Below are 21,112 nucleotides of genomic sequence, written 5' to 3'. Positions count from 1 at the left end.
CGTAAGCCCGCCTGTGACTTCCCCTGAAATCAGCGATAGATCATAGGTTGGAGATCGTCAACGAAAGCCAAACGACGAAGTAACGACGCTTTCGTGACGAACTTGATTTCAGTCAGACAATCGCCATTTTTAGAGGCAGACCAACACCCGCGCACCATTCACCATGATGAGCTTTCCCGCACGATGCCCAGCCTGTCCGAACTCGTCGAAGAAGCACGGCTGTCCGCGCGCGCATTGCTCGATTATGGCGATGGTCTGTTCAATCCCACGGTGCGGCTTGGGGTCACAGGCCTGTCGCGCGCCGGCAAGACGGTCTTCATTACCGCGCTGGTGCATGGCCTGACGCGCGGCGGACGCTTTCCCGTCTTCGAGTCGCTCGCCACCGGACGCATCGCTAAGGCGCGCCTTGCGCCGCAGCCCGACGATGCCGTTCCCCGGTTCGCCTATGAAGAGCATCTGCGCACGCTGATCGACGACCGCCGCTGGCCGAACTCCACCACCGATATCAGCGAGCTGCGTCTGGTCATCGACTATCAGCGCACGAGCGGCGCCGACCGCAAGCTCACACTCGACATCGTCGACTATCCCGGCGAATGGCTGCTGGATCTGCCGCTGCTCAGCAAGAGCTATGAAGAATGGTCGGCGGAGAGCCTTGCGCTATCGCGGCAGGGCCCGCGCGCGGCGCTGGCTGCGGCGTTTCACGCGCATCTTGCCACGCTCGATCCCAATGCACCGGAGAACGAGCAGGCGACGCTGATCGCAGCGAGGCTCTTCACCGACTATCTGCGCGCCTGCCGCGACGAACGCTTTGCCATGAGCCTGCTGCCGCCGGGCCGCTTCCTGATGCCGGGCAATCTTGCGGGCTCGCCGGCGCTGACCTTTGCGCCGCTCGACGTCGCCAGCGATGGCAGCGCACCGGATGGTTCGCTGTGGGCGATGATGAAGCGGCGCTATGAGGCCTACAAGGACGTGGTCGTCCGCCCTTTCTTCCGCGATCACTTCTCCAGGCTGGATCGGCAAATCGTACTCGTCGATGCGCTCTCCGCCTTCAACGCGGGACCCGAAGCACTGCACGATCTCGAAGCCGCGCTGGCCGGCATCCTCGATTGTTTCCGTATCGGCCGCAGCACGATCCTCAGCACGCTGTTTCGCCCGCGCGTCGATCGCATCCTGTTTGCGGCGACCAAGGCCGATCATCTGCATCACCTCAGCCATGACCGGCTGGAGGATGTGCTCCGGCGCACCGTGACCAAGGCGGTGTCGCGATCGGAACTGGCAGGTGCGTCGGTCGATGTCGTCGCCATCGCCGCCGTGCGCGCCACCAAGGAAGCGCTGGTGCAGCGCGGCCGCGACAAACTACCGTCGATCCTCGGCACGCCGGCCGCCGGCGAGGTCGCCAATGGCGAGACGTTCGACGGCGAGACTGAAGTCGCGACCTTCCCCGGCGATCTGCCGACCGATCTCGATGGCTTGTTTACCGGCGGTTCTTTCAAGGGCCTCTCGACAGATGCCGCCGACAAGGCCGACTATCGCTTCCTGCGCTTTCGCCCGCCGCAACTCACGCGCGATGGCGGCGAGGAGCCGGCACTGCCTCACATCCGCCTCGACCGCGCGCTCCAGTTCCTGATCGGAGACAGGCTGCAATGACCGACCGTACGCGCCGCCCGGCTACGTTCCGGCTCGACGATCCCCATGTCACCGTCTTGGACGCCGACGAGGACGCCGGCCGCCTCGCCCGTGGCACCATCCGCATCACGCCCGAGGCCGATCCGATGGCGATGCCCGTCGTCATCGACGAGCCGCTACGACCCGTACGATCGGGCTTCCGCTGGGGCACGCTGTTCTGGACCGGACTCGGCGGCCTCGTGCTGCTCGGCACAGGCCTGGGCGTCACGCAACTGGTCCGCGACCTGTTCGCGATCAATGACGGCCTCGGCTTTCTTGGCCTCGGCTTCGCCGCGCTGGTCAGCATCGCGCTGATCGCCATCATCACACGCGAGGCGCTGAGCCTGATGCGGCTCGCCACCATCGAGAAGCTGCATGCCCGTGCGCTGACCGTGATCGCCAGCGACGACCATGCCGAAAGCCGCGCCGTTCTCGCCGACCTGCTGAAGCTCGCACATACCAATCCGCGCCTTGCCCGCGCACGCACCGCATTGCAGGGCCACGCCGATGACATCATCGACGGCGCCGATCTCATTCGCGTGGCCGAGCGTGAATTGATGAGCCCGCTCGATATCGAAGCGCGTCGCCTCGTCTCGGTCGCCGCGCAGCGCGTCTCGGTGGTGACCGCCGTCAGCCCGCGCGCGGTGGTCGATGTGCTGTTCGTCGCCGCCGCGGCGATCCGGTTGGTCCGGCAGCTCGCAAAACTCTATGGCGGCCGGCCGGGAACGCTGGGCATGATCACGCTGATGCGTCATGCCATCAGCCATCTCGCCATCACCGGCGGCATGGCCGCCAGCGACAGCATGATCCAGCAGGTGCTCGGCCACGGCATTGCGGCAAAGCTCTCGCAGCGGCTCGGCGAAGGCGTGCTCAATGGCCTGCTCACTGCGCGCCTGGGTCTCGCCGCCATCGACGTGACGCGGCCATTGCCGTTCACGGCGCTGCCACGCCCGCAGCTTGGCGATCTCGCGAAGGATCTGCTGCGCAAGCGGGACGGCGAGGATTAGTTCATTTTGGCGCAGTGATCGTAGGATGGGTAGAGCGAAGCGAAACCCATCACGGTCTTGTTTGGGTGATGGGTTTCGCGAAGACGCTCTACCCATCCTACGATCTTGCTAAACCGCTGCCACGCAGTCGACCTCGACGTCGAACGGGCCATGCCATCCCGCAACGATGAAAAAGCCGCGCGCCGGCGGATCCGCAGAGAAGTAACGCGCATAAACCCGATTGATGGTTTCGAACTGATCGGCCCCCGTGCAATAGACATTGCACTTGATCACCCTGCCGATCGATGAACCCGCAGCCGTAAGGCACAGCGCCATCTGATCGAGGACAATCTCGATCTGCCGCTCCAGCGGGAAGCGCTTGATTTCACCGGTCTCGGGATCATAGGACGGCAATTGCGAGACATAGACGAGATCGCCATAGCGCACGGCCGGCGCGACAGGAACCTTTCGTGCCGCGAAATAGGATGAGAACGGTTCGACGCGGATGAATTGCGCTTCCATGTATTTGCCTCCCGGTGCAATCAATTCCCGGCACATGATCGCATGGGCGGCGGCTCCGGATGGGCCAATTGGTTCGGCGCCGGCCGAACCGACGGGAGTGGCGAATTATCCGGCGAGCCGCTACGCTGGGATATGGTCGCCTCCGCAAACATGGTCGAAGTCGCAGCGCTGGTTGGTGACACTGCGCGCGCGACCATGCTTGCGGCACTCATGGGAGGTCAGGCGCTCACGGCAACCGAGCTGGCGTTTCAGGCGCGGATATCCCGCCCCACTGCGAGCGAACATCTGGTTCGGCTGCTCAACGCGCGATTGATATCGGTGACACCGAGCGGGCGGTTTCGTTACTATCGGATCACATCACCGCTCGTGGCCCAGATGCTGGAAAGTATGATCGCCGTCGCGGCCCTGGAAATGCCACCGAGGCATCGACCGCGCTCCGCCCGCGATGAAGCGTTATGCCTTGCGCGCAGTTGCTACGATCACATGGCCGGACGGTTGGGCGTTGCAGTCGCGGACGCGCTGATCGAACGAGACTACATGCATCTGAGCGCAGATGGCGGGGTGCTTACCGACGCAGGCCACCGCTTCCTCTGCGACTTCGGAGCCAGGCTTGAAACCGACCGCCGCAGCAAGCGCATCTTCTGCCGGGCCTGCCTGGACTGGAGCGAGCGGCGCTATCATGTGGGTGGGTTGGTCGGCGCCGAGCTGCAACGGCGGTTTCTGGAACTCGGATGGGTTGCGCGAACGGGCGCGACTCGCGCCTTTAAAGTAACGGATGCCGGCAAGGTTGAATTGAAAGACATATTTGGTGTCGACCTGGACGTCGCATGCACCAATCGCGGCCTACTTCCGCCTCGTCAACCGGGAGAGAGTCCTCAGCGCGCTGCCAGCTGAATGCGTGACGGCACAGTCATCTCCGCCAGGGCCGGCCAGCGATAGAACGGCGTATCGGGCTTCGGCGTCAGGTCAGGCGTCCAGCCGGTGAGCTTGTCGATCGCATAGTGCTTCATGGCCGTGCCGCGCCAGATGGTATCGACTTTGGTGACAGGCGTGAGCACTGCACTCGTCGTCGCCAGCAGCGGGCGCTGATTGTCCGCGGTCTGCGCGATGTAAAGTCCGTTGTGCCCCTTAATTCTGTCCATGCCGGGATCGCGGAAGCCGATAAATCTGGCGCGCTCGTTGACCTGCACCACCGGGACCTTGTCCTTCAGATGCCAGCGCAGCATCGCATAGGTGCGGTAGTCGGTCGTCGCGATCCAGGTGGCGCCGGTAGCCTTCATCTCCGCCAGTGCGCGGTCGGCCAGCACCTGATAGCCGCCCTCGCCGCCAAGCGGATCGTTCTTGCCGATCAGGTTCCACGGCGCGGCCACGCTATAGAGGAAGACCAGGACCACCAGCGGAATGCCGGTGGCGATGGCAGCGATGCTCCAGCCATAGGAGGCACGCACCATGCGCGGCGACCAGCCGTCGCCCGCGAGCTTCGTCAGGTTGATCGCCGCCGCAGCGATGCCGACGGGCCACAGGAACATCGGCCAGGTATCGCCGACACGCAGGGTCAGCGACTTCCATGCAAAGAAAAAGAACGGCACCAATACACAGGTGGCGAGCAGGATCGCGACCGGTTCGCGGCGGCGATAGCCACGCCATGCCGTGACGACAACCGCGGAGAGGATCACCGGCATCAGGATGAAGCCGACCTGACCGAACTGCAGGCCGAGAAAATCGCCGAGCGTGCGCAGCGACACCTCGTTGTTCGTGGTAGCGCGGATGAACTGGAACCTGAACGACGCCCAGTCGTGGCCGGCATTCCAGATCAGGACCGGCGACGAGATCGCCAGTGCGATCAGCACGGCCAGCCATGGATACGGGCTGCGCAGCCAGCGCCCGCGCCAATCCGGCACCAGCATGAAAGCGAGAATGCCGGGCACGAACATCACCACAGTGAGTTTCGACAGCAGCGCGAGACCGCCGAAGACACCGGCCGCGAGCCACCAGCGCCCGTCATGGCTTTCGGCAAGCCGCACCAGCGACCACAGCATCGCCATGGCGAAGGGGATCAACGCGACATCCGGCGCGACCTTGGCCATCAACAATCCGTAATACAGCGCCGCTTCCGACATCAGCACCGCCAGCAGCACCGCGCGCAGATCCTGCGTGACGCGGCGAACGATGTCGGCGAGCAGCAATTGCGTCACCGCCATCGCCACGATACCGGCGAAACGCGCGCCGAAATTGGTGTCGCCGAAGGTCAGCGTGCCCGCACGGATGAACCATGAGATCATCGGCGGATGATCGAGGAACGACAGCACGTTTTCCTTCGACCAGGTCCAGTAATAGGCCTCGTCGGTGCGCAGATCGAACAGCCCGGCATAGACCAGCCGCATCGCTGTCAGCGCGACCAGCAATGCACCGATCACCCAAAAGGCGCGGCGGGAGACATTCCGATCGAGGTAAGGGTCGGGGAAAGACGTCATCGCCGAGCTTTTCGGCGGACTTCGCCATGCTGTCAACTTGTTGACTTTACTGCTGGATAAGGTCTGTCCGGAGGCCGCTCCGGATGGCATCGGAGCGCGTCTCGCCGTAGGGTTTCGCCATGGACGCGACGTTCAAGACAGCCGGCAGGCCGCCCGGGGCCACCCCCGCCACCGCGTGGTGGCGCGGCATCGGGCTGCGCCAGGTCAGGCTGGTCTGCGGACTCGTGCTGTTCACCTATCTGCTCAGCCATTTTCTGAATCACGCGCTTGGCAATATCTCGCTCGACGCGTTGCAGACCGGCGTCGTCATCCATGCCGGCTTCTGGCAGTTCTTTCCGGTCGCGGTGACCTTCTATTCGGCGGTGACGATCCATGGCGTGCTCGGCATCTGGGCGCTGTTCGAACGCCGGCAATTCCGCTGGCGAGCCGTCGAGCCGCTGCAACTGGTACTCGGGCTCAGCATTCCCGCACTCATCGTCGGCCATGTGGTCGCTGTCCGCCTGGGAGAAAACCTGTACGACATCAATCGCAGCTATCCTCAGGTGTTCTATGGCTGGATCACGTCGCCCGCGAAGACGTGGTCGATGTATCTCGTGGTGGTCGTCTCCTGGCTACATGCTTGTATCGGATTGTATTTCTGGCTGGGGCTGAAAGCACACTTCAGGAGCCTGGCGCCCTATCTTCTGTCGGCTGCCGTGCTGATCCCGACACTGGCGCTGCTTGGCATCTTCCAGGGCAAGCGTGAGGTCGAGGCCAAGCTGGCATCGCCGCAATGGCAGGCCGAGAATTTCGGCCCGGACCGGATGGGCACCGCTCCACAGCAGCAGACACTGGGCGACATCACCGACGATCTCCTGATCGGCTATCTCGCGCTGCTTGGTATCGTGCTCGCGGCCCGCGCCATCCGCATGGTCGTCGAACGCCGCGCCGGGATGATCAATCTGTCCTATAGCGACGGTCGCAAGCTGCGCGTTCCTCTCGGCCTCAGCGTGCTGGAAGCGAGCCTACGTCATCGCGTGCCGCATGCCAGCGTCTGCGGCGGACGCGCGCGCTGTTCGACCTGCCGCATTCGCGTCACCAGCGGTGTCGAGACATTGCCGGCACCTTCCGCGCGGGAAGCCTTCGTGCTGAGCAGGATCGGCGGCGCTGCAGATCCCGCGGTCCGGCTGGCCTGCCAGTTGCGGCCGACAACTGATGTGGCCTTCGTTCAACTGTTCGCGCCGCAGGTGACCAGCGCGAATGCGCACGCATCGCAGCCGGCGCGGATCGGCCAGGAGCGTTATCTCGTCTGCATGTTCGTCGACATGCGCGGCTCCACCATGCTCGCCGAGAAGCGGCTGCCTTACGACACCGTGTTCATCGTCAACCGCTTTCTCGACGCCGTCTCGCGAGCTGTGATCGCAAGCGGCGGCAAGCCCAACCAGTTCATCGGCGACGGCGAGCTGGCGCTGTTCGGCCTCGCCTGCGATCCGCAGACCGCGTGTCGTCAGGCCCTGCAGGCTGCACGGCTCATTGCCGAGAATATCGACGAACTCAATCGCGCCCTCGCCCATGACCTGCCGCAGCCGCTGCGTTTCGGCATCGGCATTCACGGCGGCGAAGTCATCGTCGGCGATATCGGCTATCGCGATCACATGGTGTTCACCGCACTCGGCGATGCGGTCAATGTCGCCGCGCGCCTGCAGGACATGACCAAGAGCCTCGCTTGCGAAGTCATCATCTCCGAGGAAGTAAGCACCACTGCAGGCCTCGCGGGTGACGCGCTGCCACAACAGGACGTTGCGATCCGCGGCCGTGCCGCGCCGATGAATGTCCGCACGATCACAGATGCGAAGGTGCTGTCGTCTCTCGTTACCAGCGACATGGTTTCCGCGCTTTAACACTGTTCCTGCAGGGCGCACACGCTATGCTTGCCTGAACAAGCATTCAGAAAATTCCTACAGAATTTCTTCGAACCCGCTCCGAAATCGATGCGACGAATTTGCGATGGATCGAACAGACAGATCCCGCAACCAGCGCTTCGCGCATCACTGAAGGAGAATGACCATGTTTCGCAAACTCGCACTCGCATTCGTTGCAGCAGCTTCCCTCGGCGCGATGGCGCTCACGCCGTCCACCGCATCGGCCCATGGCTGGGGCTGGCATGGCCATCACCACCACTTCCATGGCGGCGGCTTCTACGGCCCCGCTTTCGGCGTCGGCTATGTCGGTGGCGGCGGTGGATGCTATGTGAGCCGCCGCGTGATGACGCCCTACGGCCTACGCTGGCGCACGGTTAACGTCTGCTACTAATCCTCGCATGAGGGCTGCGAACCCCGGTCACCTTGGCCGGGGTTTTGCATTGCAGCGATATCACCCGCGTGCAGGCGACAACGCATGGTCGTATTGCGACCGAACCCGGCACTCTACTTTTGCGACCTTCCGCCGCGTCGGAAACATCCTGAATAGCGACGAATCCCGGCAAATTGGACAGATAACGGTCGGTTTGGACGATTTCTGCACGCCGTTTGAGCTATCAAGCTTGGCAATCCGCGGGTAACGTGCGCATGTCGGATATGCCGGTTTGCGGGGACCGGCAGTTCGTTATCGATTTTGATCCCGCGGAGACGACGTGATGACTAAAGGCACTGTGAAGTGGTTCAACCCGACGAAGGGTTATGGATTCATCCAGCCGGCGAATGGCGGCAAGGACGTGTTCGTTCATATTTCGGCAGTTGAGAAGGCTGGCCTTTCGACACTGAACGAAGGACAGACCGTTGAATTCGAGGAAGTTGCCAACCGCGGCAAGACCTCGGCTGAGAACCTCAAGGTCTGATACATCTGGTTTGATACCAGTGTGATCCGGCTGCTTCCCCGAAGTTTTCCAGATCACGCCTCAACAATGTAGAGCGCATTCGGCACGAGCGGTTTCCTCCAAAGGGGCACCTCTCCTGCAACGCAATCAGTTTCACGCAGGATTGCGCTAATTCGATCCGCGGTGTGCGCTCTAGCCTAACTCCAAAAACCCGAGCTGAGATCTTTCGAAGGTCCGCTCCTCAGAGCCGCCAGTTGACGTGACGCACGCCTCAGCGACGCGACGGCGCTCCATTCCCCGCTTCAGTTTTCCTTGACCCACTGATCGGCCGGTTTGACGTCCGGGAGCTGCGCATAGCCGCGCGTCCACATGTCGACGACCCATTCGGTGCCTGTCGCGCGGTCCAGCAGCACGGCGGTATTGTGCGGCGTCTGCAGCACCAGCGCATTGCCGCGATAGCGCGGATTGCCCACCGTGTGATGCTTGAGCAAACCCCAGTCCTGGATGATCAGCAGCAGGCTGGTGACGTTGCGCGTCGTGTCCCAGCAATCGAAATTGTGCTTGTCGTCGAAATAGCGGAAATCCGCATTGGCGATCCGCTTGTCGGTGCCGAGCACCGGGCCGACGCGGCGGTCCCACCACACCACCGCCTTCTGCACCGCGGCGCGTTCCGCCACGGCCGACGCCTTGCCCGCGGCGAGAAGCTTGGTGAGCGCCGCCCTGTCGGCAGGCGTGAAATCGAAGGCGTGGCGACGCCGGCAGACGAAGCCGTAGCAGATGGTCATGGAACCGGCGGATGGCGGGTAGATCGACACCGACGTGTAGAGATCACTGACCTCGCGGGACATTTCGATCGCGCGCGCATGAGACGCGGAGAGGAGTCCTGCCGCAGCAAAAATTGCTGCCGCTACCGCGACACGAAGATTGAAGTGGCCTGCCCGCATGATTTGCTCCGAGAAAAACGCGCGGAAACCTAACGCAGGGTCTCCACGCTGCCAAGACAACGGCAAGGCAACGGTGGTGTTATCCCGGTTCGCTATCCCACCGGCAGCGGTGCGTCGCGCTTCACTTCTTCCATGACGGCGTAAGTGCGGCTCTCGCGCACGCCGGGCAGCGCCAGCAGGCTCTCGCCGAGAAAACGGCGATAGGCGCTCATGTCGGCAACGCGCGCCTTCACCAGATAATCGAAACCGCCGGCCACCATGTGGCACTCCAGCACTTCCGGCGCGAGCCGCACGGCGCGGGCGAAGCGCTCGAATACATCGGGCGTGGTCTTGTCGAGCAGAACTTCTACGAACACGAGGAGGCCGAGACCGAGCATCTGCGGGTTGAGCCGCGCGCCATAGCCTTCGATGTAACCGTCGCGCTGCAGCCGCTTCAACCGCTCGCCGATCGAGGTTGGGGACAGGCCGACCTTCTCGGCGAGCTCAACATTGGCGATTCGGCCGTCAGCCTGCAGGACGGCGAGGATTTTCCGGTCGATTTTGTCGATATCGCTCATATCGGAGGTATAGCACGGCTATTTCCGGAATATCTAAGGTAAAATCGCGATATCTCCTATCGAACTACGGAAAGACCGGGATTAGGCTTGCAGGATATTCAAGGAAACGCCCATGCCGCCCGATTTCATGCCTCCCTTCACCGCTCCCTATGCACCGGATGATGGGGCCATCGCCGCCGGGCTTCTGGCCGACGCAGCCATGACGCCCGCCCAGGACGCGCGGATCGACGCAACGGCAACGCGCCTGATCGACGCGATCCGCGCCAAAGACGACCGCTTCGGCGGCGTCGAGGACATGCTGCGGGAATATGCGCTGTCCACCAAGGAGGGCCTTGCGCTGATGGTGCTGGCCGAGGCGCTGCTGCGGGTGCCGGACGCACGCACCGCCGACGCCTTTATCGAGGACAAGCTCGGCCAGGGTGATTTCATCCATCACGAGACCAGGTCGAGCGCATTCCTGGTCAATGCCTCGGCCTGGGCGCTCGGCATCTCGCAGCGCGCGATCCAGCCCGGCGAGACGCCGACGGGAACGCTCGGCCGGCTGGCAAAGCGGATCGGCCTGCCCGCAGTGCGCACCGCGACGCGCCAGGCGATGCGGCTGATGGGCAGCCATTTCGTGCTCGGCGAAACCATCGACGCGGCGCTGGCCCGCGCCCGCACGCCGTCCGAGCGTCCGGCGCGCTATTCCTTCGACATGCTCGGCGAAGGCGCCCGCACTGCCGACGACGCGCAGCGCTATTTCGACTCCTATGCCTCGGCCATATCAGCCATCGGCCACGCCGCGGGCAACAACCTGCTGCCGGACCGGCCGGGTATCTCGGTCAAACTCTCGGCATTGCATCCGCGCTATGAGGCGGCGAGCCATGAGCGCGTGATGCATGAACTGGTGCCGCGCCTGATCGCGCTGGCGCAGCAAGCGAAGAGCTATCACCTCAATTTCACCGTCGATGCCGAAGAAGCCGACCGGCTCGAATTGTCGCTCGATGTCATCGATGCGGCCTTTGCCGATCCGTCGCTGGCGGGATGGGACGGTTTCGGGCTTGCGATCCAGGCCTATCAGAAGCGCGCCGAAGCGGTGATCGATCACATCGACGCGCTCGCGCGCCGTCACGATCGCAAGATGATGGTGCGCCTCGTGAAAGGCGCCTATTGGGACACCGAGATCAAGCGTGCACAGGAACGCGGGCTCATTGGCTATCCGGTGTTTACGCGCAAGGCGATGACCGACCTCAACTACATCGCCTGCGCGCGAAAACTGCTGGCATCGCGGCCGCGCATCTTCCCGCAATTCGCCACGCATAATGCGCTGACGGTCGCGACCATCCTCGAACTGGCCGGCACCAGCGGCGGCTACGAATTCCAGCGCCTGCACGGCATGGGCGATGCGCTCTATGAGCGGCTCGGCAAGGACCACCCCGCGATCCATTGGCGCACCTATGCGCCGGTCGGCAGCCATCGCGATCTGCTGGCCTATCTGGTGCGACGGCTGCTGGAGAATGGCGCGAACTCATCTTTCGTGGCCATCGCCGCGGATGACGCCGTGCCGATCGCGACGCTGCTTAAGCGGCCTGCCGCGATCATCGGCTCTTCGAATGGTGCGCACCATCCGAAGATCCCTTTGCCGGCCGATCTCTATCGACCAGAGCGGACCAATTCACACGGCATCGAATTTGGCGAACGCGCCCCATTGGATGAATTGCTGGCCGAGATTGCGGCCAGCAAGCCAGACATGGACGAGGTCGTTGATGCCAATGCCGAGCAGGCAAATGCCGCGGTGACGACAGCGCGCGCAGGCTTTGCGTCATGGAGCCACACCCCAGCACATGAACGCGCGGCTATCCTCGACAACGCCGCCGATTGTCTGGAACAGCGCCGCGCGTCCTTCATCGCATTGCTGCAACAGGAAGGCGGCAAGACGCTTGATGATGCGCTGTCGGAAGTCCGCGAAGCCATCGACTTCTGCCGCTATTACGCCGCGCGGGGCCGCAAGCAATTCGGCACTAGCCAGACAATGCCCGGGCCCACCGGCGAGAGCAACGTGTTGAGCCTGCGCGGCCGTGGCGTCTTCGTCGCCATCTCGCCGTGGAATTTTCCGCTGGCGATCTTTCTCGGCCAAGTGAGCGCCGCGCTGGTGGCCGGCAATGTAGTTGTGGCCAAACCGGCCGAGCAGACGCCACGCATCGCGGCGCATGCCGTGCGCCTGCTTCACGAAGCCGGTGTGCCCGCGTCAGCCCTGCATCTGATCCAGGGCGACGGCCGCACCGGGGCGGCGCTCGTCGCGCATCCCGCCATCGCCGGCGTGGTGTTCACCGGCTCGACCGAGGTGGCCCGATCCATCAACCGCACCCTCGCCGCCAAGGATGGCCCGATCGTGCCACTCATCGCCGAGACCGGCGGCATCAATGCGATGATCGTCGATGCGACCGCCCTTCCAGAGCAGGTCGCCGACGATGTGGTGATGTCGGCGTTCCGGTCCGCGGGCCAGCGCTGCTCGGCGTTGCGGCTGCTGCTCCTGCAGGACGATGTCGCCGACCGCATGATCGAGATGATCGTGGGCGCGGCCCGGGAACTCAAGCTGGGCGATCCCCGCGATGCCTCCACCCATATCGGCCCGGTGATCGACACCGAGGCAAAGCAAAAGCTCGATGCGCATATTGCGCGCATGACGACCGAAGCACGCGTGCACCTTGCGGGCACGGCACCTGCAGGCAACTTCGTCGCACCGCATATCTTCGAGCTCGCGAGCGCACGGCAGCTCACCGAGGAAGTATTCGGCCCGATCCTGCATATGGTGCGCTACCGCGCTGCCGACTTCGATAGGGTGCTGCAGGATATTGCCGACACCGGCTTCGGGCTCACGCTCGGCGTGCATTCGCGGATCGACGATATGGTTGAGCGCGTGATCGCGCGCCTGCCGGTCGGCAATGTCTATGTGAACCGCAACATGATCGGCGCTGTGGTCGGCGTGCAGCCCTTCGGCGGCTTCGGCCTGTCCGGCACCGGCCCGAAAGCCGGCGGCCCGCATTACCTCGCCCGCTTCGCCACCGAGCAGACCGTCACGATCAACACGGCCGCGGCGGGTGGCAATGCAGCATTGATGACAGATCAAAACTGATCCTTCTTACCCTCCCCTGGAGGGGGAGGGTCGGTGAGCAGCACGCAACGCGTGTTGCGAGACGGGGTGGGGTGAAGCCACAACGACGGAGCTTGCTGCTTCACCCCACCCCGCTGCGCGCTATGCACGCAGCGACCCTCCCCCTCCAGAGGAGGGTTAGCTGAGCCCGTTGCATCACCCATCGAAGATGGGTCAAATGCGCCACCGGATTCCAGATGGAATTAAATTCCGGCAGACGGCAAGAACAACACGCAGAACAAAAGCGACGGGAGTGACGCATGGAAGACGGTCTGTTCAAAGGGCTGAAGGTGCTGGACTGCGCGAGTTTCATCGCCGCGCCCGCCGCAGCCACAGTGCTGTCCGACTTCGGCGCCGACGTCATCAAGATCGAACCGCCCGGTGCCGGCGATCCCTATCGCAATCTGCCCAACCTGCCCGGTTATCCCAAGAGCGAGCACAATTATGCGTGGATGATGGAGAGCCGGAACAAGAAAAGCCTGGCGCTCGATCTGGCCAAGCCGGAAGGTCAGGCGGTGCTCTACAAATTGATCGCCGAAGCGGACGTGTTCATCACCAATTTCCCGCCGCCGGTGCGCAAGCGCCTGAAGATCGCCTATGAGGATATCGCACCGCTGAACGAGCGGCTGATCTATGCCTGCTTCACCGGCTATGGCGACAAGGGCGCGGAAGCCGACAAGCCCGGCTTCGACTCCACCGCTTGGTGGGCACGCTCCGGCATGATGGATCTCGTGCGCGCCGACGAGGACACCACGCCCGCGCGTTCGATCGCCGGCATGGGCGACCACCCCTGCGCCATGGCGCTCTATGGCGCCATCGTCACCGCACTTTACAAGCGCGAGAAGACCGGCAAGGGCTGCCAGGTAAAATCCAACCTGATGGCCAATGGCGTGTGGTCGTCGAGCGTGCTGGCGCAGGCCAAGCTGGTGGGTGCCAAGTTCGAGAAGCGCCGCTCGCGCGAGGAAGCGCTCAATGCCGTCACCAATCACTACAGGTGCCGCGACGGTCGCTGGATCATGCTGTCGCTGCTTGCCGAAGAGCGGCAATGGCCGGCTTTCACCAAATGCCTCGGCCGCGAGGACCTGCGCGACGATCCGCGCTTCGCAACCAAACCCGATCGCCATGCGCGCTCGGTCGAGCTGATCAGGATCCTCGACGAGGTGTTCGCGACCCGCGACCTCGCCGACTGGCGCGAGCGGCTCGACGGCAATGGCCTCGTGTTCGGCTTTGTCGGCATTCTCGACGATATTCCGAACGATCAGCAGATGAAGGACAATGACGTGCTGATCCCGTTCGAAGGAACCGACATCCTCACCATCAACAGCCCGATCTGGATCGGCGGCGAGACCAAGCGCAAGCCGCATCTGCCGCCATCCATCGGCCAACACAGCGACGAGATCCTGCGCGCCGCCGGCTTCGATGATGTCGATATCGCGCGGTTGCGCGCTTCCGGCACGGTAGCATAGTCGCGCCGCGGGTTACGCAGCTCGCGCGAAAGAGTTTCAAATTGCGATGCGGCCTGTGATCACGAAGTGGTCACAGGCCGACCTGAAACCGCCTCCCCTAAAACGCGTAGCTGGTCTCGTTAGCGCAACAGGCACTCGCCATGTCGCGCGGCAACGAGATCACCACGCCTGCGGATTCCCCGCCGGCGACGCCACTATCAACCGGGAGACGACCATGTCCAAGAAGCGCATTGCACTGCTGTCATTTGCCGCCTTCAGCACGCTGATGATTTCGGCGAGCTTCCTTGAGCCTGCTGCTGCCAAGATGATGAAGGGCGAGAACACCGTCATGGTAGGCGGCGCCGCGATGTATCCGTCGAAGAACATCATCGAGAACGCGGTGAATTCGAAGGATCACACCACGCTGGTCGCCGCCGTGAAGGCTGCCGGCCTCGTCGATACGCTGGCCAGCCCCGGCCCGTTTACCGTCTTCGCGCCGACCAATGCCGCATTCGGCAAACTGCCGAAGGGCACGGTCAATACGCTGGTGCAGCCCGAGAACAAGATGACCCTCACCAAGATCCTCACCTATCATGTGGTACCCGGACGGCTCTCGGCGGCCGACCTCACCGATGGCAAGAAGCTGACCACCGTCGAAGGCGAACAGCTCACCGTCAAGCGTTCGGGCGGCAAGGTCACGATCGTCGATGCCAAGGGTGGCGCCTCCACGGTGACGATCCCGAACGTCAACCAGTCGAACGGCGTGATCCACGTCGTCAACACTGTGCTGATGCCGGGCTGATCGTTCCAACGCACAGTCCGAATTGACGCATCTCGCCTCTCCCTGTCCGCAAGGAGAGGCATATTTTTCGACTAGCGCGCCAGCAGCCATCCGAAGAAGCCGAGCCCGAGCAGAACCGCCACACCGATCGCCCAGACGCTGACGCGGATGCTGCTTGTCGTCTGCTGCTTGCTTTCATTCTCGGCGATCGCGATGTCGCGTTCCTTGATCTCTTTGTCGGTCTCGTTCATCGCGTCCTCATTTCATTTCACGAAACACATGCCGATTGCAGACGACGCATCCGCGCCAACCTGCTGACAGGCGAGACCTTCGGCACAAGTCCAGGACGCGAAGCTCTTGTCCGCGACGCCCTTCTGCTTCGGTCGATAACATGTCGCACCCCAGCCATCGAGGAGAGGCGATCCCGCGAGTTCATTGTTACCACGCATCTGCGGGCGATCGGAGAAGCCGCGCGAAAAATCCGGCGCCTTTCCATCGCGTATCGCCATGACGATATCGCGACGGCGGGGCTGGTCACCGATGAAATGCGGCGATGCCGGAACCGTTCCCTGCGATTGCTCTGCCAGCGTATCCGCACCAGGAAAGTGAAACCCGCCGATGCCGCGAATCTGGTGGCAGCCGCCGCAGGTGATGTCGTTCAGCCGGCGAGCAAAGCCGGCCGGTGAGCGGATGTTCTCGAGCGCGCCGCCCTGCGATATGGCTCGTTCCAGCGCGTTCACGACGTCGCGCTCGCTGAACACGCCCTTCCCCTCGCTGTCTATCAGCCCGAACTCCGGCTGCAGGGCCGACGGTGCAAAGCCGACCGGTGTCGATGACAGCGACGAGGTGGCAAGGAATTTCTCGGGGATCAAAACCGTACCACGATCAAAGGCTCGCAGATTGTTCGGCGCGAGCAGCCAGTCGCGAAACGCGCGACCGAGCGCCGCATCAGCCAGCAACCGGTCACGGTCGATCTGGTTCTCCATGGGTGCTGCGCGAAACTGCTTCGCGGTGGCATCGAAGCGAAACACCTTCTGCAAATAGTCGGTGCGGAATTCCTGCGTATCGGACTTCGGTCGATGCGCGATCTGCAGATTGGTCTCGATGCGATCGACATGCGCGGCTGTGATTGTCGCAAGCGGGCCACCTGGTTTCAGCAGGCGATCCGCGCGTGCTGCGCCGGTCTCGGTGAATGACGCGGCGTCGAGCCAGCGCCCGGCGAGCTCCGCGCATGTCACCGACATATCGTTCGGGTCCTTCGCACGAAGCACAAGATTGAGCGTCATCGGCAGACGCGGCGGCATTGTGCCGGCGGCCGTGCGTGTGAGGCGATAGATCAGCCTGATTTCACCGCAGGTATCGGGTGCGACATAGGCGCGATCCATGCGGTTGACGATTCCGGCGAGCACGAACCGCGCGTCCGGCGATGTCAGCATCGCCTGGTCGAACAGTTGCACATCATGGCCGGGGCCGACACCAATGCTCACGCGCGGCTGGCGGCTCCGGTGATCGGCGAGATAGCGCGTGAACGCATCATCCAACGCGGCGCGGACCGGCGTCATCGCAGGCAGAGCGAACAGGGTATCACTGGGGATCGGTACCGATCGCGCGGGATCGAGCAACTGCGCGAGACCGAGACCGTGGGTCCCGTGCGTCTCCAGCGCCCGCAACACACCGGGATCGGTGACGGCGAGACCGTTGCCCTCTTCAGCCTGCGCGACGGGAGCCACGAGGCACAGCAGGATAGCGATGAAGTTCAAGCGAAGTCGCACGGCGCAATCCCGACGGGTCAGGACGCGAGGCTAGCGCAAAACAAAGGCCGCTGCACTGGCAGCGGCCCGAACGCTTGCATCACAGGAAGAGGGGATCAGCGGGCAACGATTAGGCCGCGGCTCGTGACCACCGTCCAGCGGCCGTCCTGCTTGCGGATCGCATCGACGCGGCCGAGACCCGGAACCGGATCACCGGCATAGACTTCGAAGATTCCGGCACGGCCCTCGATGGTGGCGCCGCCGCCGGCGATGTCGATGATGTGCCAACCTTCGACCATGGGCAGGCGCGCAACCTCGGGCTTCGGTGCCGGAGTGGGCACAGGCACGTTGATCGAACCGGTCACTTCCTTGGCCGGCGCGGAGGCAACCGGTGCCGGGGTCGGCGCTGGCGCAGCTGCAGGCGGCGGCGTGGTGCGCAGCTTTTCGACGGTTTCGCTCAGCTTGGCGAGTTTCGCGGCCGGTTCGGCCTGCGCCTTCTCAAGCTTGTCGAGACGATCGGCAGATTTCGCGCGCGCCGCAATGGACTGCTTGGCGTTGCGGTCAACCTCGGCCTTGAGCGCCGTGAGTTCGCTATCGAGACGGGCGACCTGCTCTTCCAGCGCATGAGTGGAAGACCTGGTGTCGTCGGCGGCAAACAGCTTGCCGAGGCCCGACATGGCGACCGAACCGCCAACCGCGCCGACGGTGATGCCGAGCGCGATCATCGCGGCAATCGCCATCATCCGGCTGCGGCCAGCCTTCTCTGCCGACTCAATCTTCGGCTCGGAATTGACGAGGTCTTCCCAGGAGTGCTCGCGCGATGCATTCTCGCGGGATGCGCCTTCGTGCGGGCCGCTGTCGCGGGAGGGAGCCATGATGGTGATCCGGCCAGGCGCACCGAGCTTCGGCGCTTCCCTCTTTGGCATCTGAGCACGGCGCTCGTCGCCCTGCTCCGGTGCGAGCTTCGGCGACTCCACGTGGATGTCAGTATCGTGGGAACCGGCCGCCGCCGCGCCGGTGTCGACGTGATCGCCGCTGACGTCTGGGGTGGAATCGGCCTTGTGCTCGCTCACGATCAAATTCTCCAGAATAGATGAACACTTTGGTAACTTTCATTGCTTGCCAAATCCTTACCGGGTGCCGTGCTTACGAAAATTTCACCTCTCGTCCGGCGGTGGGAACCGTTGCTTGACGCGCACGCGCCCCGCTCGCACAACACCTGCAAACAGAACAATCGGGGAAATGCCATGAAGCTCTACGATTCCATCGGGCCGAATCCGCGCGTGGTGCGCATGTTCTTGGCCGAGAAGAGCATCAGCCTTCCCGTCCAGACCGTCGATCTTGCTGGTGGCGAGAACCGCGAGCCCGCGCATCTGGCGCGCAATCCGCACGGCCAGATGCCGACGCTCGAGCTCGACGACGGCGCCTATGTGTCCGAGACGGTCGCGATCTGCGAATATGTCGAGGAGACGCATCCGATGCCGCCGCTGATCGGCACCACGCCCGAACAGCGCGCCGAGGCACGGATGTGGCGGCAGCGCGTCGATCTCAACATCTGCCAGCACATCGCCAACGGCTATCGCTTCGCCGAGGGGTTGAAGCGCTTCGAGACGCGCATCGTCTGCGTACCCGAAGGCGCGCCGGGCCTGAAGACAATCGCGATCGACCGGCTGCGCTGGCTCGATGGACAGATGGGCGGCAAGACCTTCATCTGCGGTGAGTGGTTCACGATGGCAGATATCGTGCTGTTCTGCTGGCTCGATTTCGCCGACAAGGTGAAGCAGCCCTGGGATCGCGGAAATGCGAAGGTCGCGGCGTGGTTCGAGCGGGTCGGTGCGCGGGAGTCGGCGAAGGCGTGAGCGGAGGTCAATGGCCTCTCCACGTCATTGCGAGGAGCGAAGCGACGCGGCAATCCAGAAGGTCACAAGCGAAGACTGGATTGCTTCGCTACGCTTGCAATGACGGCTGAGGGAGCAGCGCGTTACAGCACCACCGGCGCATCGGGCAGCTCATTCGCCAACGCGCCGTCCCGCGGAAAGTGAGCCGCCAGATGCTGCGTCACCGCGTCGATCCCCTTGATCACGCCGCGTTCGAAATGCCCGGCGCGAAACTCGGCTTCCATCATCTGGCAGATCGCTTCCCAGCCGGCTTTGCCGACGCGGGCATCGATGCCGCGATCGACCACGATCTCGACGTCGCGATCGGCGAGCAGCAGATAGATCAGCACGCCGTTGTTATGCGCGGTGTCCCAGACGCGCAGTTGCGCGAACACATCGATGGCGCGTTCGCGCGCGGATTGATTGCGGAACAGCGGCGCGCCGTCGAGCGCGCCCTCGACCACGAAGCGGATCTGTCCGGCATGGCTGGCTTCGGAGGCCTTGATGGCCTGTTCGATCGCCGCCAGCGATTGCGGCGGGAACGCCTTGCGGACCCGCGAGCGATTGCCGAGCAGATGGTTGCCGATGCGTTTCAGGCTCATCACCAACTCCCCGAAGCGCCGCCGCCACCGAAACTGCCACCGCCTCCACTGAAGCCGCCGCTGCTCGATGAACTCCCTGATGACCAGGAACCGCCGCCGCCCCCGATATAGCCACCACCGCGGCGTCCGCCGCCTCCGCCGCCCGACATGAGGGCCTCGCTGATCAGCGTAAAGAAAAACGCGATCGCGCCGAGAATGCCGCCGAACAGCAGGCTGCCGGCGACCAGCCAGACCACCGTGGTGACGAGCCCGCCGGTCGCCAGCGAGCCGAACAGCCGGCCGAAAATGTTGCGCAGGATGCTGCCGAAGATCAGAACGCCGAACAGCAGGAACGGCGCATATTCCATGATCTGATCGAGGGCATTCGAATTGCCCTTCCATTCATCTGGCGCCGGCAGCGGCTCGCCGTCGATCACCTTGATGATCTGATTGACGCCGGCTGTGATCCCACCCGCGAAATCGCCGGTCTTGAAGCGCGGCGTGATGATCTCGTCCATGATCCGTTTCGTGGCCACGTCGGTCAGTGCGCCTTCAAGGCCATAGCCGACCTCGATGCGCAGCTTGCGATCGTCCTTGGCGACCAGCAGGATCGCGCCGTCATCGACTTTCTTGCGGCCAATCTTCCAGGCTTCGGCAACGCGGATGGAGTATTGCGCGATGGCTTCCGGCGCCGTGGTGGGCACGATCAGCACCACGATCTGGCTGCCCTTGCGCGACTCGAAATCACGCAGCGTGCTGTCGAGCGACGCCCGGTCGGACTCGCTCAACGTCATGGTCTGATCGACCACGCGCCCCGTCAGAGCCGGCACGGCCACATCGGCCAGAGCAACGGCGCTCCAGCACAGCAGCAATGCCAGCAGACAGGCTTTGATCCCCTTCATCGGATCGGCCTGATCGGCACCGGCCTATTTCGCAGGCGCCGGCGTCGGGTTGAAGTCGACCTTGGGCGCGGTCGAGATTTCGCTCTCATTGGCGACGGAGAAATTCGCCTTCTCCTTGTAGCCGAACATCATGGCCGTCAAATTGTTCGGGAAGGTGCGCACGCCGACGTTATAATCCTGCACCGACTTGATGTAGCGGTTGCGCGCCACGGTGATGCGGTTCTCGGTGCCTTCGAGCTGCGACATCAGATCCTTGAACAGCGCGTCCGACTTGAGCTGCGGATAGTTCTCGGTGACCACGAGCAAGCGCGACAGCGCGCTGGAGAGTTCGCCTTGCGCGGCCTGGAATTTCTGCAGCGCGGCAGGATCGTTGACCACATCAGGCGTCGCCTGCACCGAGCCAACCTTGGCGCGTGCATTTGTGACGCCCAGAAGAACGTCTTTCTCCTGTTGCGCAAAGCCCTTCACGGAATTCACGAGATTCGGCACGAGATCCGCGCGGCGCTGATACTGGTTGACCACCTCCGACCAGGCCGACTTGACCTGCTCGTCATTGGTCTGAATCGCGTTGTAACCGCAATTGGTCAGGCTGAGGGTGGCCAGTGCTGCCAGCACGGTCAAAAACTTGCGCATGAAATTCTCCTGTGACGCGGCTCAAATGGCTCGACCGCTTCTAGCACAGGCAAACGACGAAAGCCGC

General features: G+C 63.4%; 20 protein-coding genes. 10 read left to right on the top strand and 10 right to left on the bottom strand.

The window, feature by feature from the left end; translation table 11 throughout:
- Window positions 1-183 precede the first annotated feature (183 nt).
- Complete coding sequence (locus tag AB8A23_RS13860) at window positions 184-1,647, top strand: YcjX family protein (protein WP_439059440.1); 1,464 nt, start codon at window positions 184-186, stop codon at window positions 1,645-1,647.
- A complete protein-coding gene (locus AB8A23_RS13855) occupies window positions 1,644-2,672 on the top strand; it encodes a YcjF family protein (RefSeq protein ID WP_439059441.1) in 1,029 nt (342 codons plus the stop codon). The genes AB8A23_RS13860 and AB8A23_RS13855 overlap by 4 nt, the downstream gene beginning before the upstream one ends.
- Window positions 2,673-2,780: 108 nt before the next feature.
- On the opposite strand, the gene AB8A23_RS13850 is transcribed toward AB8A23_RS13855, so the two are convergent.
- A complete protein-coding gene (locus AB8A23_RS13850; protein WP_439059442.1) occupies window positions 2,781-3,173 on the bottom strand; it encodes a RidA family protein in 393 nt (130 codons plus the stop codon).
- A 42-nt stretch (window positions 3,174-3,215) separates the two neighbouring features.
- Here AB8A23_RS13850 and AB8A23_RS13845 point away from each other — a divergent pair, with 42 nt between their 5' ends.
- Complete coding sequence (locus tag AB8A23_RS13845; protein WP_244628601.1) at window positions 3,216-4,067, top strand: ArsR/SmtB family transcription factor; 852 nt, start codon at window positions 3,216-3,218, stop codon at window positions 4,065-4,067.
- Here the strand turns inward: AB8A23_RS13845 and AB8A23_RS13840 are convergent.
- Window positions 4,049-5,647, bottom strand: coding sequence for a glycosyltransferase family 39 protein (locus tag AB8A23_RS13840; RefSeq protein ID WP_439059443.1), 1,599 nt, complete (start codon window positions 5,645-5,647; stop codon window positions 4,049-4,051). The genes AB8A23_RS13845 and AB8A23_RS13840 overlap by 19 nt on opposite strands.
- A 119-nt stretch (window positions 5,648-5,766) precedes the next feature.
- Between AB8A23_RS13840 and AB8A23_RS13835 the strand changes: the two genes are divergently transcribed.
- The 3 genes from AB8A23_RS13835 (at window position 5,767) to AB8A23_RS13825 (ending at window position 8,462) form a co-directional block, all read left to right on the top strand.
- Complete coding sequence (locus AB8A23_RS13835) at window positions 5,767-7,527, top strand: adenylate/guanylate cyclase domain-containing protein (protein WP_439059444.1); 1,761 nt, start codon at window positions 5,767-5,769, stop codon at window positions 7,525-7,527.
- 166 nt (window positions 7,528-7,693) lie between these two features.
- A complete protein-coding gene (locus tag AB8A23_RS13830; RefSeq protein ID WP_439059445.1) occupies window positions 7,694-7,939 on the top strand; it encodes a hypothetical protein in 246 nt (81 codons plus the stop codon).
- Window positions 7,940-8,261: 322 nt separating this feature from the next.
- The gene (locus AB8A23_RS13825; RefSeq protein ID WP_068734210.1) at window positions 8,262-8,462 is read left to right on the top strand and encodes a cold-shock protein; all 201 of its coding nucleotides are present in this window, start codon (window positions 8,262-8,264) and stop codon (window positions 8,460-8,462) included.
- Window positions 8,463-8,743: 281 nt separating this feature from the next.
- Here AB8A23_RS13825 and AB8A23_RS13820 read toward each other — a convergent pair whose 3' ends face one another.
- The gene (locus tag AB8A23_RS13820) at window positions 8,744-9,385 is read right to left on the bottom strand and encodes a hypothetical protein (protein WP_374725719.1); all 642 of its coding nucleotides are present in this window, start codon (window positions 9,383-9,385) and stop codon (window positions 8,744-8,746) included.
- Window positions 9,386-9,477: 92 nt separating this feature from the next.
- Complete coding sequence (locus AB8A23_RS13815) at window positions 9,478-9,942, bottom strand: Lrp/AsnC ligand binding domain-containing protein (RefSeq protein WP_068734214.1); 465 nt, start codon at window positions 9,940-9,942, stop codon at window positions 9,478-9,480.
- Between the two features lie 112 nt (window positions 9,943-10,054).
- On the opposite strand from AB8A23_RS13815, the gene putA reads away from it, so the two are divergent.
- From putA to AB8A23_RS13800, 3 genes are all read left to right on the top strand, one after another.
- On the top strand, window positions 10,055-13,057 hold the full coding sequence (gene putA / locus AB8A23_RS13810) for a bifunctional proline dehydrogenase/L-glutamate gamma-semialdehyde dehydrogenase PutA (protein ID WP_439059446.1): 3,003 nt from the start codon (window positions 10,055-10,057) through the stop codon (window positions 13,055-13,057).
- Between the two features lie 278 nt (window positions 13,058-13,335).
- On the top strand, window positions 13,336-14,541 hold the full coding sequence (locus AB8A23_RS13805; protein ID WP_439059447.1) for a CaiB/BaiF CoA transferase family protein: 1,206 nt from the start codon (window positions 13,336-13,338) through the stop codon (window positions 14,539-14,541).
- A gap of 214 nt (window positions 14,542-14,755) precedes the next feature.
- Window positions 14,756-15,322 carry a fasciclin domain-containing protein gene (locus AB8A23_RS13800; protein ID WP_439059448.1) on the top strand — a complete coding sequence of 189 codons (567 nt, stop codon included), beginning with the start codon at window positions 14,756-14,758 and terminating at the stop codon, window positions 15,320-15,322.
- 71 nt (window positions 15,323-15,393) lie between these two features.
- On the opposite strand, the gene AB8A23_RS13795 is transcribed toward AB8A23_RS13800, so the two are convergent.
- The 3 genes from AB8A23_RS13795 to AB8A23_RS13785 all read right to left on the bottom strand — a co-directional run bounded on the left by AB8A23_RS13795 (window position 15,394) and on the right by AB8A23_RS13785 (window position 18,125).
- Complete coding sequence (locus AB8A23_RS13795) at window positions 15,394-15,552, bottom strand: hypothetical protein (protein WP_176454609.1); 159 nt, start codon at window positions 15,550-15,552, stop codon at window positions 15,394-15,396.
- Between the two features lie 12 nt (window positions 15,553-15,564).
- Window positions 15,565-17,073 carry a hypothetical protein gene (locus AB8A23_RS13790; protein ID WP_439059449.1) on the bottom strand — a complete coding sequence of 503 codons (1,509 nt, stop codon included), beginning with the start codon at window positions 17,071-17,073 and terminating at the stop codon, window positions 15,565-15,567.
- 95 nt (window positions 17,074-17,168) lie between these two features.
- Window positions 17,169-18,125 carry a hypothetical protein gene (locus AB8A23_RS13785; protein ID WP_439059450.1) on the bottom strand — a complete coding sequence of 319 codons (957 nt, stop codon included), beginning with the start codon at window positions 18,123-18,125 and terminating at the stop codon, window positions 17,169-17,171.
- Window positions 18,126-18,299: 174 nt separating this feature from the next.
- Here AB8A23_RS13785 and AB8A23_RS13780 point away from each other — a divergent pair, with 174 nt between their 5' ends.
- Window positions 18,300-18,911, top strand: a complete 612-nt coding sequence (locus tag AB8A23_RS13780; protein ID WP_439059451.1) for a glutathione S-transferase family protein — start codon at window positions 18,300-18,302, stop codon at window positions 18,909-18,911.
- 122 nt (window positions 18,912-19,033) lie between these two features.
- On the opposite strand, the gene AB8A23_RS13775 is transcribed toward AB8A23_RS13780, so the two are convergent.
- The 3 genes from AB8A23_RS13775 to AB8A23_RS13765 are packed head-to-tail and all read right to left on the bottom strand — an operon-like array spanning window position 19,034 to window position 21,045.
- Window positions 19,034-19,531, bottom strand: a complete 498-nt coding sequence (locus tag AB8A23_RS13775; protein ID WP_439059452.1) for a TPM domain-containing protein — start codon at window positions 19,529-19,531, stop codon at window positions 19,034-19,036.
- Window positions 19,531-20,412, bottom strand: a complete 882-nt coding sequence (locus tag AB8A23_RS13770; RefSeq protein ID WP_439059453.1) for a TPM domain-containing protein — start codon at window positions 20,410-20,412, stop codon at window positions 19,531-19,533. The genes AB8A23_RS13775 and AB8A23_RS13770 overlap by 1 nt, the downstream gene beginning before the upstream one ends.
- A 24-nt stretch (window positions 20,413-20,436) precedes the next feature.
- Complete coding sequence (locus tag AB8A23_RS13765) at window positions 20,437-21,045, bottom strand: LemA family protein (protein WP_089265314.1); 609 nt, start codon at window positions 21,043-21,045, stop codon at window positions 20,437-20,439.
- Window positions 21,046-21,112: the final 67 nt, after the last annotated feature.

Origin of the sequence: Tardiphaga sp. 619_E2_N8_4 (assembly GCF_051810905.1) — a bacterium.
In the GTDB taxonomy this organism is placed as follows: Bacteria; Pseudomonadota; Alphaproteobacteria; order Rhizobiales; family Xanthobacteraceae; genus Tardiphaga; species Tardiphaga robiniae.
The sequence above is the reverse complement of the archived record's forward strand: the minus strand, read 5'-3'. Positions and strand labels throughout refer to the sequence as shown.

Excerpts from the sequence above, each read along its gene's own strand:
- AB8A23_RS13820 (WP_374725719.1), bottom strand. The coding sequence starts at position 9,385 with ATGCGGGCAGGCCACTTCAATCTTCGTGTCGCGGTAGCGGCAGCAATT.
- AB8A23_RS13845 (WP_244628601.1), top strand. The coding sequence starts at position 3,216 with ATGGGCGGCGGCTCCGGATGGGCCAATTGGTTCGGCGCCGGCCGAACC.
- AB8A23_RS13835 (WP_439059444.1), top strand. The coding sequence starts at position 5,767 with ATGGACGCGACGTTCAAGACAGCCGGCAGGCCGCCCGGGGCCACCCCC.
- AB8A23_RS13860 (WP_439059440.1), top strand. The coding sequence starts at position 184 with ATGCCCAGCCTGTCCGAACTCGTCGAAGAAGCACGGCTGTCCGCGCGC.
- AB8A23_RS13805 (WP_439059447.1), top strand. The coding sequence starts at position 13,336 with ATGGAAGACGGTCTGTTCAAAGGGCTGAAGGTGCTGGACTGCGCGAGT.
- AB8A23_RS13765 (WP_089265314.1), bottom strand. The coding sequence starts at position 21,045 with ATGCGCAAGTTTTTGACCGTGCTGGCAGCACTGGCCACCCTCAGCCTG.
- AB8A23_RS13840 (WP_439059443.1), bottom strand. The coding sequence starts at position 5,647 with ATGACGTCTTTCCCCGACCCTTACCTCGATCGGAATGTCTCCCGCCGC.
- AB8A23_RS13800 (WP_439059448.1), top strand. The coding sequence starts at position 14,756 with ATGTCCAAGAAGCGCATTGCACTGCTGTCATTTGCCGCCTTCAGCACG.
- AB8A23_RS13795 (WP_176454609.1), bottom strand. The coding sequence starts at position 15,552 with ATGAACGAGACCGACAAAGAGATCAAGGAACGCGACATCGCGATCGCC.
- AB8A23_RS13775 (WP_439059452.1), bottom strand. The coding sequence starts at position 19,531 with ATGAGCCTGAAACGCATCGGCAACCATCTGCTCGGCAATCGCTCGCGG.
- AB8A23_RS13825 (WP_068734210.1), top strand. The coding sequence starts at position 8,262 with ATGACTAAAGGCACTGTGAAGTGGTTCAACCCGACGAAGGGTTATGGA.
- AB8A23_RS13855 (WP_439059441.1), top strand. The coding sequence starts at position 1,644 with ATGACCGACCGTACGCGCCGCCCGGCTACGTTCCGGCTCGACGATCCC.
- AB8A23_RS13770 (WP_439059453.1), bottom strand. The coding sequence starts at position 20,412 with ATGAAGGGGATCAAAGCCTGTCTGCTGGCATTGCTGCTGTGCTGGAGC.
- AB8A23_RS13830 (WP_439059445.1), top strand. The coding sequence starts at position 7,694 with ATGTTTCGCAAACTCGCACTCGCATTCGTTGCAGCAGCTTCCCTCGGC.
- AB8A23_RS13815 (WP_068734214.1), bottom strand. The coding sequence starts at position 9,942 with ATGAGCGATATCGACAAAATCGACCGGAAAATCCTCGCCGTCCTGCAG.
- putA (WP_439059446.1), top strand. The coding sequence starts at position 10,055 with ATGCCGCCCGATTTCATGCCTCCCTTCACCGCTCCCTATGCACCGGAT.
- AB8A23_RS13780 (WP_439059451.1), top strand. The coding sequence starts at position 18,300 with ATGAAGCTCTACGATTCCATCGGGCCGAATCCGCGCGTGGTGCGCATG.
- AB8A23_RS13850 (WP_439059442.1), bottom strand. The coding sequence starts at position 3,173 with ATGGAAGCGCAATTCATCCGCGTCGAACCGTTCTCATCCTATTTCGCG.